Genomic DNA, 16,181 nt, shown 5'->3' with positions numbered 1-16,181 from the left:
GGCGATGAATCGCATTACTACACTTTTAATAGCATTCTGCGCAGGTTTCTTGCCGGCTATAGCCCTTTTTTCTTTACAAAACGCGGTTTGGGGTGGTTTGCTAGGTGTGCTGCTGTGGTTGGTTTGGGACAGCTGGCGCATGCGGCAGTTTGATCAGCAGTTGCGCAATGCGCAAGCGGGTCTGCCACTGCAAGAATCCCAAGGCTCATGGGGGCTACTCACGCAACGTGTACGTCATCTTTTGCGTTTAAGCGAACAGCAACTGAGGCAAAGCGATCAGCGCTTGCAAGATTTTCTATCTGCGATTCAAGCCTCGCCCAATGGGGTGTTGCTGCTGGACGCACAAACTCGTATTGAGTGGTCCAATCAAACCGGCGCTCAGCTTCTTGAGATTGATGCCCAACGCGATGTCTTGCAACACATCACAAATCTGGTACGCGCGCCGGAATTCTCGGAGTATTTGCAGGCGGGCGATTACTCACACGACGTGGTGTTTGAAACTGCAAGCAGCACAGCGCAGCACCCTAAACGCCTGTCGGCTCAATTGCACCGCTACGGCTCGAACGTACAAGGTAACGTCTCCAAGCTTTTGATGTTGGTGCGCGATATCACCGCACTGGAATTAGCCGAAGCGCAGCGCCGAGATTTCGTAGCCAATGTGTCGCATGAAATTCGCACACCCCTCACGGTACTGTCTGGTTTCGTGGAAACCTTGCAAAACCTACCCCTCGATGAAGCGCAGCGCAGTCGGTATTTAAGTTTGATGCAAGAGCAAAGCCAGCGTATGCAAAGCTTGGTGAGCGATTTGCTCACACTCTCACGCCTGGAGGCCAGCCCTGCGCCCAGCTATGAAGCGCGCCTACCTGTAAGCCAGCTGATGTCACAGCTCGAGCGCGATGCGCGCGCCATGATGCAAGTAATGGATCTGCCGGGCCATGGTACACACCGCCTGCACTTCGATTGCACAGTACAGCATTTAGATTTGCTTGGCGACAGTACCGAATTGCTCAGTGCCAGCAGCAATCTTGTGCAAAACGCCTTGCGCTACACGCCCCCCGGTGGCGCAGTGGAGGTGAGTTTGCGGCTCTTACCGGATGACCGTGTTGAGTTTGCGGTCCAAGACACGGGCGCGGGTATTGCACCTGAACACCTGCCGCGTTTGACCGAGCGTTTTTATCGGGTCGATCGAAGCCGTTCACGCGAGAGCGGCGGCACAGGCTTGGGGCTATCTATCGTCAAACATGTGGTGCAGCGCCATGGCGGCGAATTGCGCATCAGTTCAGAGCTGGGCAAAGGCTCACGCTTTGCATTCACGCTTCCGGCCAATCGTGTGTTGATGACAGAGCTCAGGTTGGCGGCTTAGTCAGCTGCCAAATACGCCACTGAAAAGCACTGGCTGCCAAGCAAAGCGCCACAAAACCCATAAGCCAAAAAGCAGCTGGTTGCTGCCATGCTGCAATGCCATTCAAGCCTTGGTAGGCCAACACAAATCCACCACCCAGACCCAAACCCCATAGCGTCAAGCCATAGACGATCAATGGCATCACCGTGATACGCCAGCAACGCAGCAAAAAGCAGCCAATCGTCTGCCATGCATCTGCGACGTGATACAAAGCCACAAAAAGCAGCAAGCTCGCGCCCAGCTTAGCCACTTCAGGACTGCTGGAATACAAATTCGCAATCGGCACTGCCAGCAAAGCCATCACACTACTTGCGCATAAGGCCACGCCCACTGTGAGTTTGAGCGCAGAGCGCGCAAGCGCGCCAGCCAGTGCAGGGTTACCAGCGCCCATCCAATACGAAACGCGCGCGCTACTGGCAATCGAGAGCGAAAGCGGCATCATGAAGAGCACAGCAGCCACACTCGCCGCAATCTGATGCGAAGCTGTCGCAATCACGCCCATGCGCGCCACGAGTAAGCCCATCAAGGCATACGATGTGACTTCCACAAAACTCGCCAAACCTGCAGGCACGCCAAGCGCCATATAGGTTTTGAGTCTCTTCCAATTCGGTGACTCAAATTGTGCAAACAAAGCCAAAGGTTTGTACAGTGAACTCTTATGCAAGGTGATGCCTGCGGCGATCAGCGTCAAGCAGTTCACAGCGAAACTCGCCCAAGCGCAGCCCACCACGCCCATCGCTGGCAGACCCAAGCCGCCAAACACAAACCAGACCGTGAGCGGAATTTTGAATGCCAACGCAGCAATTTGAATTTGCATCACGATGCGCGGCGCACCCAGCGATTGGTTAAGCGCGCCAAACATGCGAAAGCCCAGCGTGGGAATTAACGCCCAACCCAGAATACTCAAATACTGCACCGCGCCGGGGCGCAGCTTCTCGGGTACACCAAACATTTCTAAAAAGATGCCCGATTGCATCATCACGGCCATGCCAAACAGCATCAGCGCCAGCCCCAAATACAAGGATTGACGAAACGCCTTACCCAGCTCCAAAGGCTTCTTCGCGCCGTTCAACTCCGAGTAAATCGGCATCAGAGCCTGCATCACACTCATCAGCCCTACATAAATGCTGATGAAAATACTGGATGCAACAGCCAGCGTAGCCAATGCTTCATCAGAATAGCGGCCAGCCACCACAGCATCCGTCACGCCATAGGCCATGGTCGCCAGTTGCCCCACGCCAATCACTTTGGCATGCTGGGCGATCACGCCAAGTTCTTGGCGCGTAGATGCACTGGTTTGGCTCACGTTTGAGAGCCCACTCGCTTGTAGATCAAAAGCGTCTCAGAGTCGGTGGACGAACGGCGACGCACGCTATGCGTTTGCAGCCAACCACTGGGCAATACAAAATTCGTCTGCTTCAATCGGTCTGCCTCCACAATCATCCAATCGCAGCCTTGCATACTTGGCTGATCTGCTGCCAAGGGTATCACTGCGTAGCGGCCATGAAACTGCAGCGCTGTCGCTTGAGCGTGTGTGAGAGATACGCCATGTACACAGGATGCCTTACCCACATGCAGTTGCACACGCGCGATCATCGGCGCATAGCTGCGCGCGTAATCAAGCATAGGCATCCACAAGCTCGTGAGCAAAATCCAGCATGTGACTGCGCCACTCGCCGGAATCACCAGAGATTTCCAAAGCGCAGAGCGATGCCGCCCTGTGCGCCATACGATCACAGCGATCCAACCGACGGTGGCCACCAAAGCGGCTACCAAAGCGATGGAAGAAAAGCTCGGCTCGAAGCCGGGCAACAAGCGGCGCACATTGGCTGCAGGCTTGGCTGGAACACCCAGATGCATGGCCAGATAAATCACCCAAATCACCACACCGCAGCCAGCAAAAAACAAAATCGTGAACCAATCGACCAGCGCGCTCACACTGCGATGCAAAGTCGGCAAAGCCATGGCTGCCAAGCAAGCAAAAGCCGGCATGGCCAAGAGCAAAGTGCGATCGGCACCCGGCCGCACGATGGTCGCCACCACCATGACCGCCAGCACGGCTGCCGGCCAAGCGATATGCAAGCTGCGCCACCAACGCCGCCAGCGCCAAAGCGCTACGAGTGCCAGCGGCCAAGCAGGCCATGTGAACCACACCCAGAGTTTGCCTAAATTCCACCACTCGCGAGAACTTGCAGGCAAGCTACCCAAATGCGCATGCCACTGCCCCAGGCTGCTGGCGAGTGCAGCAGCCAGCATGCCGCAGACGGCAAATGCACTCGCCCATCTGATGGCCTTCTCGTCGTTTTGAAGACCGCGCACCAAAGCTGCTGCCAAACATAAAGCCAAGCCGAACGCTGGCACGCCCGAAAGAGCCAAACCAAAACTCGCTAAAAGCAAAGCAATCGCAGGCGCCCAAATACGTAAGCTGGACGAGGCCACGGCATAAAACAAGAGCGCAGAAAACGCCAATTGAGCCAAAGTCGGCGTAGTCTCATGCGAAAGTTGCGCCAAGCCCAGCATAGCGAGCAACGCCAGCAAGCTGCCATCGGCCAAACTGCGCGCATAACTCACAGGATCGGCCTCACCCCCGAACGCAAAAGGCACAGGCTGCGCTTGCGGCATGCGCGCTAAATAATAGACTGCGTACCATGTGCTGGCCAATGTCAGAGCGAGCAGCAAGGCAAACGGAACACGCGCAGCCACATCCATCGGCAGCGGTGAGCCCAAGAGCGTATTCATCTGAATAAAGCCAGCACCCAACCAATAAGGCACCAAGCCAGACAAATGAGGAACTTGCCCAAACAACGTAGGTGCCAGCCAATCACTCTGCCCCAAGGCCAACTCCCTCATCTGGCCAAAGGCTGAGATATCTGCGCTCTTCCAAGGATCACGCCCGATAAATCCAGCCAACACATAAGCCACGCTCAAAACGAGCAAGGCCCATCTCGGCAAGCGGCGCACCGCCTCCTGCGTCACGATCGCAGGTGTGGTGGCAGGGGTTGATGCAGGTAAAGATGTCATGCAATGAAAAAGGCAGGCTGGTTACCCAGTCTGCCTTCGTATTGTGAACAGTTTTTAGAACTGTTCGCCAGCGGTGAATTACTTCTTCGCAGCCGGTGTGGTGCGCGCAAACTTGTTGCGGAATTTCTCCACGCGGCCACCCATGTTATCCACGGATTTTTGTGTTCCGGTGTAGAAAGGATGCGATTCGCTGGAGGTATCGAGCTTGTACAGTGGCATCTCTTTGCCGTCGTCCATCTTGATCATCTCTTTCGCGTTCACGCAGGAGCGGATCACGAATTTAGCGTTGTTGGACAGATCCAAGAAGCAAACTTCTCGGTAGTTAGGGTGAATGCCTTCTTTCATGGGGAACCTCATCAGGTGGGCAGCCGCGCAGTTCTGGGCATCCAGCCATGGATGCGCTTTAACAGCAGAATGCGTACTTACCAGCAGCAAAGCCTTTGATTATAACCTATTGGTTTGTTTCCGTTGCTGTCTTGCCTGAGTACCTACGCCTGCGCGTGACACTTCGCCCGGCCTGTCTTCTTTTTGGCATTCTGAGCGGGATACTACGAGCTACAGGTCTTTTGTAGCGATGATTGCATGGTTTGCCGCGCCCGACCGAGAAGCCATCCGTGCGAAGCATCCTGCTCCGGCGCTAATGCGCATGTGGGCGCGTCGTTACGTCTTTTTGGAAGAAATTTAAAGCAAAAGAGATAGATTGCCGGCATAAATACTGCGCAGGGTGCTATTTAATCAATAGTAAGCAACGACGCACCAATCAACCATACCCGCTCCGTGATGGGTCTGAAAAAACGAAGACTGGCTCGGTCGGGCGCGGCCAACCATGTAATCATTGCCACAAATGATGGCAGCTCGGGAAACCAAGCACAGCACGCTGAAAAAGCCAGTCCTCGGCTTTTTCGGGCACGTCACGGGGCAGGCGAGCGGGTCGCGTCAAACCACCAGAAAGCCCAAAAATCAAGCAGAAACAGGATACCGCCGAGCCAAACTCTCCGCTACGCAAACCGGCTTATCCGAGCCCTCTCGCTCGATCTTCACTTCCCAGGTCATCTGCACCCCAGTTGACCCGCCCGGCCCGCCCACAGGCTCGGTAGCCAAGAGCTTCAAGCGCGCCCGCAAGCGGCTGCCCACGGGCACGGGAGCCATGAAGCGGACTTTGTTGAGGCCGTAGTTCACGCCCATGCTGGGTTCGTCGATCTGCAAGGTTTCATCAAAAAACTTCGCAATCAAAGACAGCGTGAGGAAACCATGCGCAATCGGCGCGCCAAAAGGCCCGGCTTTAGCGCGCTCTACGTCCACATGAATCCACTGAAAATCACCTGTGGCTTCGGCAAATTTTTGCACCTGCTCTTGCGTGATCAGCGTCCACTCGCTCACGGCCACTTCTTGGCCAACCAGCGCTACCACTTGCGCAAGGGTTTGAAAACGTGCCATACCAAAAATTCCGCTTATTTATCCAAAAACGCCGTCAAAGCCTGCCATTGCTCCACGTCTTTCTCCACGCGGCTGGGCGCAACATCCCAGAGCGTGAGGCCGCGCGCAGCGAGGTGAATATAGTTTTGCGTGTCTCGCAGAAAGCCGAGCACTGGGAGCCCTAAGCTGCCGACAAATTCTTGAAGTTTCTCCGCTGCAATCGTGCGTGAATCCACGCGCATGCCCACGATACCAACTTGCAATTGGCTGGCTTTGCTGTGCTGAGCCAGCTGATCAAGAAAAGCACGCGTGGCAAAAATATCAAACACGCTGGGCTGAAGTGGCACGATCACTTTATGAGCCACTTTCATCGCATCTTTGAAATTGCCGCCATGCAGGCCGCCCGGCGTATCCAGCACCACATGCGTCACGCCCTTGGGTGGCTTGGCCACACCATCACTCACATCCCAGCTTTGGATAGGGCGCGCAGCAGTGGGGCGAAGCCCAAGCCAAAGCTTGGAGGATTGCTGGCGATCCGCATCGCCCAGCATCACGGCATGGCCTTTGGAGGCGAAATAGCCGGCGATATTGGTGGAAAGAGTGGTTTTACCAACCCCGCCCTTGGGATTGGCGACGACGATCACGGGCATCTTGTTCTCCTTGAAAGCTGAAAGAGCATTCAAAGACACATGTTACCCAAAAACAAGAGCCACCCAAAGGTGGCTCATCTCTGACTGATACCTGGCAAACCCGCAGAATTTCAGCGGAATTTGGCTTGAGGCACGGTCTTCAAATCACCAGGCAGGCTGCTGATGTATTGAGCCATGGCCTTCAATTCTGCATTGGAATACTGTTTAGCAATACCCGCCATCACACCGTTAGAACGGCCAACTTTCGCGTTGCCTTCAGTCTTGTAGGCCTTGAGCGCCACGGTCAAATAATCGGCATGCTGGCCAGCAATTTTGGGGTAGCTGGGATCAATCGGCTTGGCAAAATTTGCGCCGTGGCAAGAAATACATGCGCCTTTGGTCAGCAATGCAGCCACAGCGGCTGATGGCTCTTTGGCAGCTTTCTCAGGCAGAGTCGCGCCAGCGACCACGCCGTGTTGTGCGTAATAAGCGGCCAGATCTGCCATGTCTTGCTCAGACAGAGACGCTGCAATGCCCACCATCGTGGGGTGCTTACGCTCACCTTTTTGGTAAGCAGCGAGAGCGTTGCTGATGTATTTCGCGCCTTGGCCTGAGATCATCGGCGCTTTATAAATCTCAGGGAAGCTGGCTTGGTAGCCTACGATGCCGTGGCAACCGATACACATGGCAGCTTTGCTTTGGCCGGCTTTGACATCGCCTTTGACTTCTTGGGCTGCGGCGACGAGGGTCACAGAGGAGACAAAAATGGCGAGAGCGGCGGCAAGGAACTTGTTCATTTTGCGTACAGAATGGAGGTACGTTTGAGCACATCGTCAAACAACCCCGCATTATAGCTGTGGGCTCACCCGCTAAAAACCTCCACTGACTTATCGAACCATGAAATTCCAAGGCTCCCAAGGCTACGTCGCCACCCCTGACCTGATGCTGGCTGTGAACGCTGCCATGACCCTGAAGCGCCCCTTGCTCATCAAAGGCGAGCCCGGCACTGGCAAAACCATGCTGGCCGAGGAAGTGGCCTCAGCTCTCAAAATGCCTTTGCTGCAATGGCATGTGAAATCGACCACCAAGGCGCAGCAAGGCCTGTATGAATACGATGCCGTGAGCCGCTTGCGTGATTCGCAGCTGGGCGATGAGCGCGTGAAGGATATTCACAATTACATCGTCAAAGGCGTGCTCTGGCAAGCTTTCACGGCGGACGAGCCTGTGGCGCTGCTGATCGACGAAATCGACAAAGCTGACATTGAATTCCCCAACGATTTGCTCCGCGAGATTGATCGCATGGAGTTTTATTGCTACGAGACGCGCGAGCTGATCAAAGCAAAAAATCGCCCGCTGGTCTTCATTACATCGAACAACGAAAAAGAGCTGCCCGATGCCTTCTTGCGCCGCTGCTTCTTCCACTACATCAAATTCCCCGAAGCCGCCACCATGCAGCAAATCGTGGATGTGCATTTCCCCGGCCTGAAAAAAGAGCTGCTCGGCGCGGCGATGAAAACTTTCTACGACGTGCGCAACCTGCCCGGCATCAAGAAAAAACCATCAACGAGCGAACTGCTTGATTGGATCAAACTTCTGGTGGCTGAAGACATCCCGCTCGATGCCCTGCACAGCAAAGACGACAAAATCGCTGTGCCGCCGCTGGTGGGCGCGCTGCTGAAGAATGAGCAGGACGTGACGTTGTTTGAAAAACTGGTGTTTATGAACCAGCGTGGGCGTTGATTTTTTAATCGATTTCGGCAGTTCGCCAGCATAGAATCTGCGCAGAGTGCTATTGATTTAATAGTATTTGCTTGCTTGCCGTTTCGTGCTGAGTTTTGTACGCTGGCATGGTGGCCGCGATAGCAATGGTCGGCTAGCACCTCGCGCAGAGGTTTTGTTGGTTTGCTGAGATGGTTTGCATTAACACCTTGGTAGCATGCATTCTCGGTAGCGAGCGCGAATGGCCGCACCGCCCATTCCTATCACGCCCACCACGCCCTGCGGCTTGGCTGGAGCACAGGTTGAGGCGATCGTTCATTACAGTGATTGCAGCCGACGGCTAAGATAACGCAAAGAATTTGAAAGTATTTATGCCGCGAACACCTGATCTCGTAGGAACACATGTTGGACGTCCTGAGTCACCTGAGGCGGAGCTTCTGGTTCAAGAAGCCATCGGACGCGCACTTAGTTTGCTCTTGACCAAGAAGGGGCTATACCAAAAGGTCGAACTAGATCTTGAATACCTTCACAATCACCTCAACGCTCAGAAGCTCAACTCATTCGAGGCGTTGACTGCTGAGTTCTCAAAACGACCTTGGGTTCCGGTTAGCCTAGATGTTGCTAAAGAGAATCGACAGCGAGCTGAGTTCTTCTGCGGTGTTGGTGACTCACCGCTCGGTACGCCTAGCGACGGGCTTAAGCTTGCGTTCGGTCTACCACCGTTGAAACTCTACTGCGATCACTGCAAAGATGAACACAGCTTCTCTAGCGTTACTGCGATGTGGTGGGATGGCCTTACTGATGCCTACCCAAAGATCGGCTTGAAGACGCAGCAGCTCTTCTGTCTAACTTATCAGTGCGTCAACTGCAAGCAGTGCCACACCACCGCTCTCATCAATCGGGAAGGTCTGCGCTTAACACTGGCTGGCAGGTCAAAGCGGCTTCCAATCGATGCGCCCAAAGTTATCCCGAAAGAGCTGCAGCCAATAATCCGCGATGCCAAAAGCGCTGCGTCAGAAAATGACATTCCAGCAGCCTTCTATCACGCACGTACATTTCTAGAGCACTACATGAAGATTTGCTTGAAGTTGCCTCTGTCGTTAAGAATCACTGGGGACGACCTCGGGGCGAGGTACAACGCTAGCCTAGACAACCGGATGACTTCAGGTATGCCATCCCTCCCAGCTTTATACGCAAGCTCTAGCGAGAATATGCACTCACGAACTGGATCTGAGGACGATTTCGCAAAGCTGCTAGAAGCCATCGAAGGACACTTGAATGCTAAAGAGCTCTTTCTACGCTATCGCACAGAAACCTAACTCGCGCTCCACGGGCGCTAGTGATGCATCACTAGCCTCTAGAAAGCAAATATTTAAGGATAATCCGCCTATCGCCGGCATAGAATATGCGCAGAGTGCTATGAATTTAATATTGATTGAGTAGTCGCCTTCTCTTCTTAAAAGACAGGAAACCGTATGTCATTTGTTCAACCCGTAACCCTCTCAGACCGCGGTATTCGTATGGAGCCGATTGCGCTCTCCCACGAAGAAGGCTTGCGCGAAGCGGCCAAAGATGGCGAGCTTTGGAAGCTGCGTATCACCTCCGTGCCCGAGCCAGAAAACGTGCGCACCTACATCGAGACAGCACACAAAATGGCAGACCGTTTTGCCTTTGCCGTGATTGATGAAGCATCAGGCAAAGTGCTGGGCTCGAGCAGCTATCACGACATCGTGCCAGCCTTGCGTCGCGTGGAGATTGGCTACACCTGGTATGCGCAGAGCTTGCAGCGTACGCATGTGAACAGCACCTGCAAACTGCTGATGATGACGCATGCGTTTGAAACTCTGCAATGCCGCACCGTGGGCTGGCGCACTGACAACTTCAACTTTAAAAGCCAAGCGGCGATTGAGCGCTTGGGTGCACGCAAAGACGGCATCATTCGCGGCCACGCCCTGCGCCGCGATGGCACGATTCGCGATACCGTGATGTACAGCATGACGGCAGGTGAATGGCCTGAGGCCAAAGCTCAATTGATTTATCAGCTCAACAAACCACGCTAAGTCATCTAGTTAAGTAGCAATAATGTCGCGCCGGTTCAACACTGGGATCGCGATTTGAAGGCGATTTGCTAAGACTTCGGGCTAATTGTGGTTTCATTCAAGGGATCAAAACAACAGCCTATCAATGAAGTACCTGACTCCTGAGCTGATTTCCTCTCTGATCTCGGACATTTACGATTGCGCATTGCAGCCTCAGGAATGGGCGAAGACGCTTGCACGAGTGGCTGACACGATGGATGCCGCCTACGTGAGCCTCACGCTTTCTACGCCAGACTTTCAGCAAGCCATTGCCGTTGCACATTCGCCTTGGGATGCCGCCCAACTGCAACGACTCAACCAGGATTTCGCTCTTGATGTGCCCGGTTTGACTCAGCTCATACAAGGATCATTGGATACGCCGGGTTCGTCGATGGATATGTTTGACGAACGTGAATTCCAAACCAGCCGTTTCTATCGCGAGTGGGTGCAGCCACAAGGCTTGCGAGATTCCTCGGTGTGTAAATTCGCGCAAACGGGTGATCGTATTGGTATTGCAGCAGCGATCACCAGCGCATCGCGCGATTTGGTGCAACCCGAAGAGCATCGGTTCATGCAACTTCTCGCGCCGCATTTCCGCCGAGCGGCCATGATTGGCGATCTGCTCAATACCCAAAGCAATACACAGCAAAGCTACCGTCATTTGATTGATGTGCTGTCCAGCCCCGTGATCCTCACGGATCGGTTTGGCAAAGTGCATCAGATCAACGCTGCAGCCGATGCCTTGCTTGAGAAAGCCGAGACGCTTGAACTGGTGAATGGTCATTTGCGAGCGAATGAGAACGCTGCAGCAAGCTCCGCTTCCACGCATGTGCAACACATCCAATCGCTGCAGCAAGCCATTGAGATGGCGGCTCTTGGCGATGCAACGCTTGGGCATCGCGGCATTGGTATCACGCTTCAAGCACCTGGGCAAACGCCTTTGATCGCCTATGTGCTGCCCTTGCAGGTGAGTGATATTCGCAGCGGCTTCACCCAGGCTGCTGTGGCAATTTTCCTCTGCTCACGCGACACAGCCACGCCCGTGACCGAATCCTTGCTGGCCACCCTCTATGCCCTCACCCCAGCGGAGATTCGTGTCTTCCAGCATTTAGCGCAAGGCCTGAGCGCCAAAGAGATCGCCAAAACTCTGCACCTGAGTGAAAGCACAGTCGTCACGCACACGCGGCATTTGCTTGCGAAAACCAAGACGCACAAACAAACGCAACTGATGGCACTGGCCGCTGCTCTCACACCGCCCGTAGCCGCAAACGCATCTCGGGCTGTGCAATTACGCTGAGCAGTTTGGCTGGTATGTGAGATGGGGCGGCTCGTCCTACAATTTGCTCACCATGCAACACCACTACATCAACAACCAAAACACCCCCGCCTCCAGCGGCCAAACATTGCCCACGACCGATCCGGCAACGGGCGAGGTTTATGAGCAGATCGCGCGCGGCACGGCGCAAGATGTGGATGCTGCCGTGCGAGCCGCACGCGCTTGCTATGAAAACGTATGGCAACACATCACGGCTGCTGAGCGCGGGCGCTTGCTCATGAAGCTCTCGATGAAAGTGGCCGAGCATGCGGATGAGTTGGCGGCGATTGAGCAGCGCGATTGCGGCAAGCCTGTGAAGCAGGCCAAAGCCGATGCTGCGGCGCTCTCGCGTTATTTTGAGTTTTATGCAGGTGCAGCCGATAAGCTGATGGGCGAGACGATTCCGTATCAAAACGGTTTTGCGGTGTTCACCTGGCGTGAGGCTTTTGGGGTGGTGGGCAACATCATTCCCTGGAACTACCCGATGCAGATTTTTGGTCGCAGCGTGGGCGGGGCTCTGGCTGCGGGCAATGTCTGCGTTGTGAAGCCTTCGGAAGATGCTTGCCTTTCTCTGCTGCGCGTCGCTCAATTGGCTGCGGATGTAGGCTTTCCGGCAGGTGCGATCAACATCATCACGGGCTATGGCCACGAGGTGGGTGATGCGATAGCAAAGCACCCCGGTATCGACCACATCAGCTTCACCGGCAGCCCGCGCGTGGGCACTTTAATTCAGCAAGTGGCAGCAGAGCGGCATTGCCCGGTGACGCTGGAGCTCGGCGGCAAGAGCCCGCAGATTGTGTTTGCCGATGCGGATTTGGATGCAGCGATTCCCGTGATCATCAACGCCATCGTGCAAAACGCGGGGCAAACTTGCTCGGCTGGCTCGCGGCTTTTGGTCGATGAACTGATCTACGACAAGCTGCTGGATCGCTTAGGCACAGCCTTTGAAAACTTGCGCGCTGGCCCGCCTGCGATGGATTTGGATTTGGGCCCACTGATTAGGCAAAGCCAGCAGCAGCGCGTGTGGGATTTTCTGTCTGATGCGCAAGTGGCTGGCATTCCCATGGTGGCGCAAGGCAAAGTTGTAGATGTTGCGCCCGAGAGCGGCTACTACCAAGCCCCTACTCTGCTGCGCGATGTGCCTGTGCATCATCGCTTGGCGCAAGAAGAAATCTTCGGCCCTGTGCTCTGCGCGATGAAATTCAAAGACGAAGACGAAGCGATCCGCATCGCCAACGCCACAAAATTCGGCCTCGTCGCAGGCCTGTGGACGCGCGACGGCGCGCGCCAACTGCGCCTAGCCAAACGCATCCAAGCAGGCCAAGTCTTCATCAACAACTATGGCGCAGGCGGCGGCGTAGAGCTGCCCTTTGGCGGCGTGAAATCCTCGGGCTACGGACGCGAGAAGGGTTTCGAGGCCTTGTATGGATTCACGCAACTAAAAACTGTGGCTGTGCGCCACGGCTAGGTATGAATCCACGGTAGGGCGCGATCCACTCACCAGTTTTCATGTGCGATAGCTGCACTGCCTTTTACTATAATTTTCATAGCACTTTGCGCAGTATGTACGCCGTCAATCGGCCACTTTTGCTTAAAATTTAGGGTGAGATGAGCTGCACCTGCGCCACGTGCGGGTCAGCGCAGGTGCGCGATTCAGATGCGAACCTGTGCTGCGCACGGGTCCATCGCATGAAAGTCAAAGCAGCAGCAAGGCGTTGACGCTGAATCACCCCGGTACAATGACTGTCATAAAACCGTCACATAACATTTTTGAGGTTGTACCCATGTTTTTCGGCAAACTGCTCCCCCGCGAAGGCAATTTTTTTGAGATGTTTGATCAGCATGCTGATCGCATCGTCGAGGCAGCCAAAGCATTTGAACAACTCGTCGCCAATTACAGCGATCCAATCCTGCGCGAAAAATACAACGCCGAGGTAGACAGCGCCGAGCGCGCAGCGGATCGCATCACGCACGACGTGAACAAGATGCTGCACAAGACCTTCATCACGCCGATTGATCGCGAGCAGATTCACAAGCTCATCAACACGATGGACGATGTAGCGGATTTGATTCAGGATTCGGCAGAGACCATGGCCTTGTATGACGTACGCGCCATGACGGATGAGATCAAACGCCTCACAGACCTGAGCGTGAAATGCTGCGAGCGCTTGAAGAGCGCAGTAGGCTTGCTCAATAAGCTCTCCGATAACGATACCGCAGAAGCAGCTCTGAAGACCTGCGAAGAGATTGACCGCCTCGAATCCGATGCTGACCGCGTGATGCGCTCAGCGATGAGCAAACTCTTTCGCGAAGAGCCCGATGTGCGCGAGGTGCTCAAGCTCAAGGCGATTTACGAGCTGCTGGAGACGATCACGGACCGCTGCGAAGATGTGGCCAATTTGATCGAGGGCGTTGTCCTCGAGAATTCTTAAAACCTCAATTCAAAGAGGATTTCAGAATGGAACAAGTGCCTACCGCGCTGTGGGTGGTCTTCATGCTGGTGCTGCTTGCATTGGCGTTTGACTTCATGAACGGCTTTCACGATGCCGCCAACTCGATTGCCACCGTCGTCTCTACTGGCGTTTTGAAGCCGCTGCAGGCTGTGTTATTTGCCGCGTTTTTTAACTTTGTGGCTTATTTTATTTTTGCACTCAGCGTGGCCGCCACCATTGGCAAAGGCGTGGTGATGCCGGGCATTGTGGATATGCATGTGGTGTTTGGCGCATTGGTGGGCGCGATCACCTGGAACATCATTACTTGGTGGTATGGCATCCCGAGCAGCTCATCACATGCGTTGATCGGCGGCATTGTGGGCGCGGCCATTGCCAAGGCTGGCACGGGTGTGCTGATTGGTGCAGGCATCTTGAAAATCGTCGCCTTCATTCTCGTCTCGCCGCTGATGGGCTTCTTGCTGGGATCACTGATGATGGTGATCGTGGCTTGGGTCTGCCGTAAACGCACGCCCAGCCAGACAGACCGCTGGTTTCGCCGTTTGCAACTCGCTTCTGCAGCCGCCTACAGCCTGGGCCATGGCGGCAACGATGCGCAAAAAACCGCTGGCATCATCTGGCTGCTGCTGATGGCCGCCACAGCCTCAGGTGTGCAAGGCCTGCCTGAATGGATGAAGGCCGATAAAAATTATCTGCCCGGCTGGGTGGTGATCGCCTGCTACATCACGATTGGCCTGGGCACCATGTTTGGCGGCTGGCGAATTGTGAAAACGATGGGACAAAAAATCACCAAGCTCAAACCCGTGGGTGGCTTCTGTGCCGAGACGGGCGGCGCGATGACGCTGTTTACCGCCACAGCCTTGGGCATCCCAGTCTCCACCACGCACACCATCACGGGCGCGATCGTGGGCGTGGGCTCAGTGGAGCGCGCCAGCGGCGTGCGCTGGGGCGTTGCGGGCGGCATCGTCTGGGCCTGGATTTTCACGATTCCTGCGAGTGCATTTGTCGCCGCAGTGGCTTACTGGATCAGCTTGCAGTTGTTTTGAAGCTTGGCGTATCATCAAGCATTTGACTCGATATACGCTATAAAAATAATAGCTGCTTGCGCAGATTCTACGCCGGCAAACTGCCATTTTTATCTTAAAAATGCACTCTGATCACATCTTAGAAGAGCTGCTCAACACCGCTTCACGTTTGGTGGTGGAGGAAGGCTTGGAGTATGGACAAGCCAAACGCAGAGCAGTGAAACAACTCGGCTTGCCTGCGCGCACCGCCTTGCCAGATAACGATGCTCTGGAAGATGCTGTGCGCGAATACATTCAGATCTTTTGCGCAGACACGCAGCCCTTCGAGCTCCAAGCGCTGCGTGAACTCGCGTTGACGTGGATGGAGCGACTGCAGCAGTTTCGCCCGCACTTGAGTGGCGCAGTTTGGCATGGCACTGCAACGCGCCTCTCAGACATTTACATCGGCCTGTTTTGCGACGATCCGAAATCCCCCGAAATCGCCCTCATCAATCACAACGCCCGCTACGAAGCACGGGAAGTGACAGGCTTCCATGGCGAAACCGTGAGCGCACTGAGCATCCATAGCCTTTGCACACCACTCAATGAAACCGTGGGCGTGCATCTCATGATCTACGACCATGACGATATTCGTGGTGCTTTGCAATCAGACAGCAAAGGCCGCCGGCCACGCGGCGATATCGCGGCGGTCAAAGCATTGCTGGAGAATCAGCTATGAAACAATCTTTGATGCACATTGCACTGCTTGTGCGCGACTATGATGAAGCGATTGCGTTCTACACGCAAAAGCTCAATTTCACCCTGGTCGAAGACACTTACCAAGCCGAGCAAGACAAGCGCTGGGTGCTTGTTGCACCACCAGGCATGCCGCCAGGTGGCTGCAACTTGTTGCTGGCACGCGCATCCAAGGATGTGCAAGAGCCTTTCATAGGCGACCAAGCTGGCGGGCGAGTATTCCTCTTTCTTCAAACGGATGATTTCTGGCGCGATTACCGCCAGATGCAAGAGCGCGGGATTGAATTCGTTCGCGAGCCATTGGAAGCCAGCTACGGAACAGTTGCTGTTTTCAAGGATCTGTATGGCAACCTGTGGGATTTGGTACAAATGAAAAGCCCGGTATAAATTC

16 protein-coding genes are annotated in these 16,181 nt (G+C 54.7%); 10 read left to right on the top strand and 6 right to left on the bottom strand.

All coding sequences use genetic code 11. From position 1 onward, the window contains the following. The first annotated feature begins 4 nt into the window (after nucleotides 1-4). Entirely contained in the window at nucleotides 5-1,363 is a 1,359-nt protein-coding gene (gene phoR, locus KIH26_RS03590) for a phosphate regulon sensor histidine kinase PhoR (RefSeq protein WP_213442517.1), read from the top strand. Here the strand turns inward: phoR and KIH26_RS03585 are convergent. From KIH26_RS03585 to KIH26_RS03560, 6 genes are all read right to left on the bottom strand, one after another. Further along, on the bottom strand, nucleotides 1,347-2,708 hold the full coding sequence (locus tag KIH26_RS03585; protein ID WP_213442515.1) for an MATE family efflux transporter: 1,362 nt from the start codon (nucleotides 2,706-2,708) through the stop codon (nucleotides 1,347-1,349). The genes phoR and KIH26_RS03585 overlap by 17 nt on opposite strands. Beyond that, nucleotides 2,705-4,423 carry a hypothetical protein gene (locus KIH26_RS03580; protein ID WP_213442513.1) on the bottom strand — a complete coding sequence of 573 codons (1,719 nt, stop codon included), beginning with the start codon at nucleotides 4,421-4,423 and terminating at the stop codon, nucleotides 2,705-2,707. Before KIH26_RS03580 ends, KIH26_RS03585 begins: the two co-directional genes overlap by 4 nt. Before the next feature lie 78 nt (nucleotides 4,424-4,501). Then, nucleotides 4,502-4,768: a type B 50S ribosomal protein L31 gene (locus KIH26_RS03575; protein WP_213442511.1), complete on the bottom strand. Its 267-nt coding sequence runs from the start codon at nucleotides 4,766-4,768 to the stop codon at nucleotides 4,502-4,504. A gap of 615 nt (nucleotides 4,769-5,383) precedes the next feature. Further along, nucleotides 5,384-5,860 carry a MaoC family dehydratase gene (locus tag KIH26_RS03570; RefSeq protein ID WP_213442509.1) on the bottom strand — a complete coding sequence of 159 codons (477 nt, stop codon included), beginning with the start codon at nucleotides 5,858-5,860 and terminating at the stop codon, nucleotides 5,384-5,386. Nucleotides 5,861-5,874: 14 nt separating this feature from the next. After that, nucleotides 5,875-6,489 carry a nucleotide-binding protein gene (locus KIH26_RS03565; protein ID WP_213442507.1) on the bottom strand — a complete coding sequence of 205 codons (615 nt, stop codon included), beginning with the start codon at nucleotides 6,487-6,489 and terminating at the stop codon, nucleotides 5,875-5,877. Between the two features lie 110 nt (nucleotides 6,490-6,599). After that, a complete protein-coding gene (locus KIH26_RS03560; protein WP_213442505.1) occupies nucleotides 6,600-7,265 on the bottom strand; it encodes a c-type cytochrome in 666 nt (221 codons plus the stop codon). Nucleotides 7,266-7,365: 100 nt separating this feature from the next. Here KIH26_RS03560 and KIH26_RS03555 point away from each other — a divergent pair, with 100 nt between their 5' ends. The 9 genes from KIH26_RS03555 (at nucleotide 7,366) to KIH26_RS03515 (ending at nucleotide 16,177) form a co-directional block, all read left to right on the top strand. Beyond that, the gene (locus tag KIH26_RS03555; RefSeq protein ID WP_213442503.1) at nucleotides 7,366-8,208 is read left to right on the top strand and encodes an AAA family ATPase; all 843 of its coding nucleotides are present in this window, start codon (nucleotides 7,366-7,368) and stop codon (nucleotides 8,206-8,208) included. A gap of 350 nt (nucleotides 8,209-8,558) precedes the next feature. Next, nucleotides 8,559-9,506 (top strand): hypothetical protein, encoded by a 948-nt coding sequence (locus KIH26_RS03550; RefSeq protein ID WP_213442501.1) that lies wholly within the window; start codon nucleotides 8,559-8,561, stop codon nucleotides 9,504-9,506. Between the two features lie 156 nt (nucleotides 9,507-9,662). Continuing rightward, the gene (locus KIH26_RS03545; RefSeq protein WP_213442499.1) at nucleotides 9,663-10,247 is read left to right on the top strand and encodes a GNAT family N-acetyltransferase; all 585 of its coding nucleotides are present in this window, start codon (nucleotides 9,663-9,665) and stop codon (nucleotides 10,245-10,247) included. Nucleotides 10,248-10,371: 124 nt separating this feature from the next. Beyond that, nucleotides 10,372-11,562: a helix-turn-helix transcriptional regulator gene (locus tag KIH26_RS03540; protein ID WP_213442497.1), complete on the top strand. Its 1,191-nt coding sequence runs from the start codon at nucleotides 10,372-10,374 to the stop codon at nucleotides 11,560-11,562. 52 nt (nucleotides 11,563-11,614) lie between these two features. After that, on the top strand, nucleotides 11,615-13,048 hold the full coding sequence (locus KIH26_RS03535) for an aldehyde dehydrogenase family protein (RefSeq protein ID WP_213442495.1): 1,434 nt from the start codon (nucleotides 11,615-11,617) through the stop codon (nucleotides 13,046-13,048). Between the two features lie 316 nt (nucleotides 13,049-13,364). Further along, nucleotides 13,365-14,012: a DUF47 domain-containing protein gene (locus tag KIH26_RS03530; protein WP_213442494.1), complete on the top strand. Its 648-nt coding sequence runs from the start codon at nucleotides 13,365-13,367 to the stop codon at nucleotides 14,010-14,012. Nucleotides 14,013-14,038: 26 nt separating this feature from the next. Then, the gene (locus KIH26_RS03525) at nucleotides 14,039-15,076 is read left to right on the top strand and encodes an inorganic phosphate transporter (protein ID WP_213442492.1); all 1,038 of its coding nucleotides are present in this window, start codon (nucleotides 14,039-14,041) and stop codon (nucleotides 15,074-15,076) included. Nucleotides 15,077-15,176: 100 nt separating this feature from the next. Beyond that, nucleotides 15,177-15,773, top strand: coding sequence for a hypothetical protein (locus KIH26_RS03520; RefSeq protein ID WP_213442490.1), 597 nt, complete (start codon nucleotides 15,177-15,179; stop codon nucleotides 15,771-15,773). Further along, nucleotides 15,770-16,177 carry a VOC family protein gene (locus tag KIH26_RS03515; RefSeq protein ID WP_213442488.1) on the top strand — a complete coding sequence of 136 codons (408 nt, stop codon included), beginning with the start codon at nucleotides 15,770-15,772 and terminating at the stop codon, nucleotides 16,175-16,177. Before KIH26_RS03520 ends, KIH26_RS03515 begins: the two co-directional genes overlap by 4 nt. Nucleotides 16,178-16,181 lie beyond the last annotated feature (4 nt).

Source organism: Variovorax sp. PCZ-1 (assembly GCF_018413605.1).
GTDB lineage: Bacteria > Pseudomonadota > Gammaproteobacteria > Burkholderiales > Burkholderiaceae_C > JANMDU01.
Note: the sequence above shows the minus strand (reverse complement) of the source record. Positions and strands in the feature narration are given on the sequence as shown.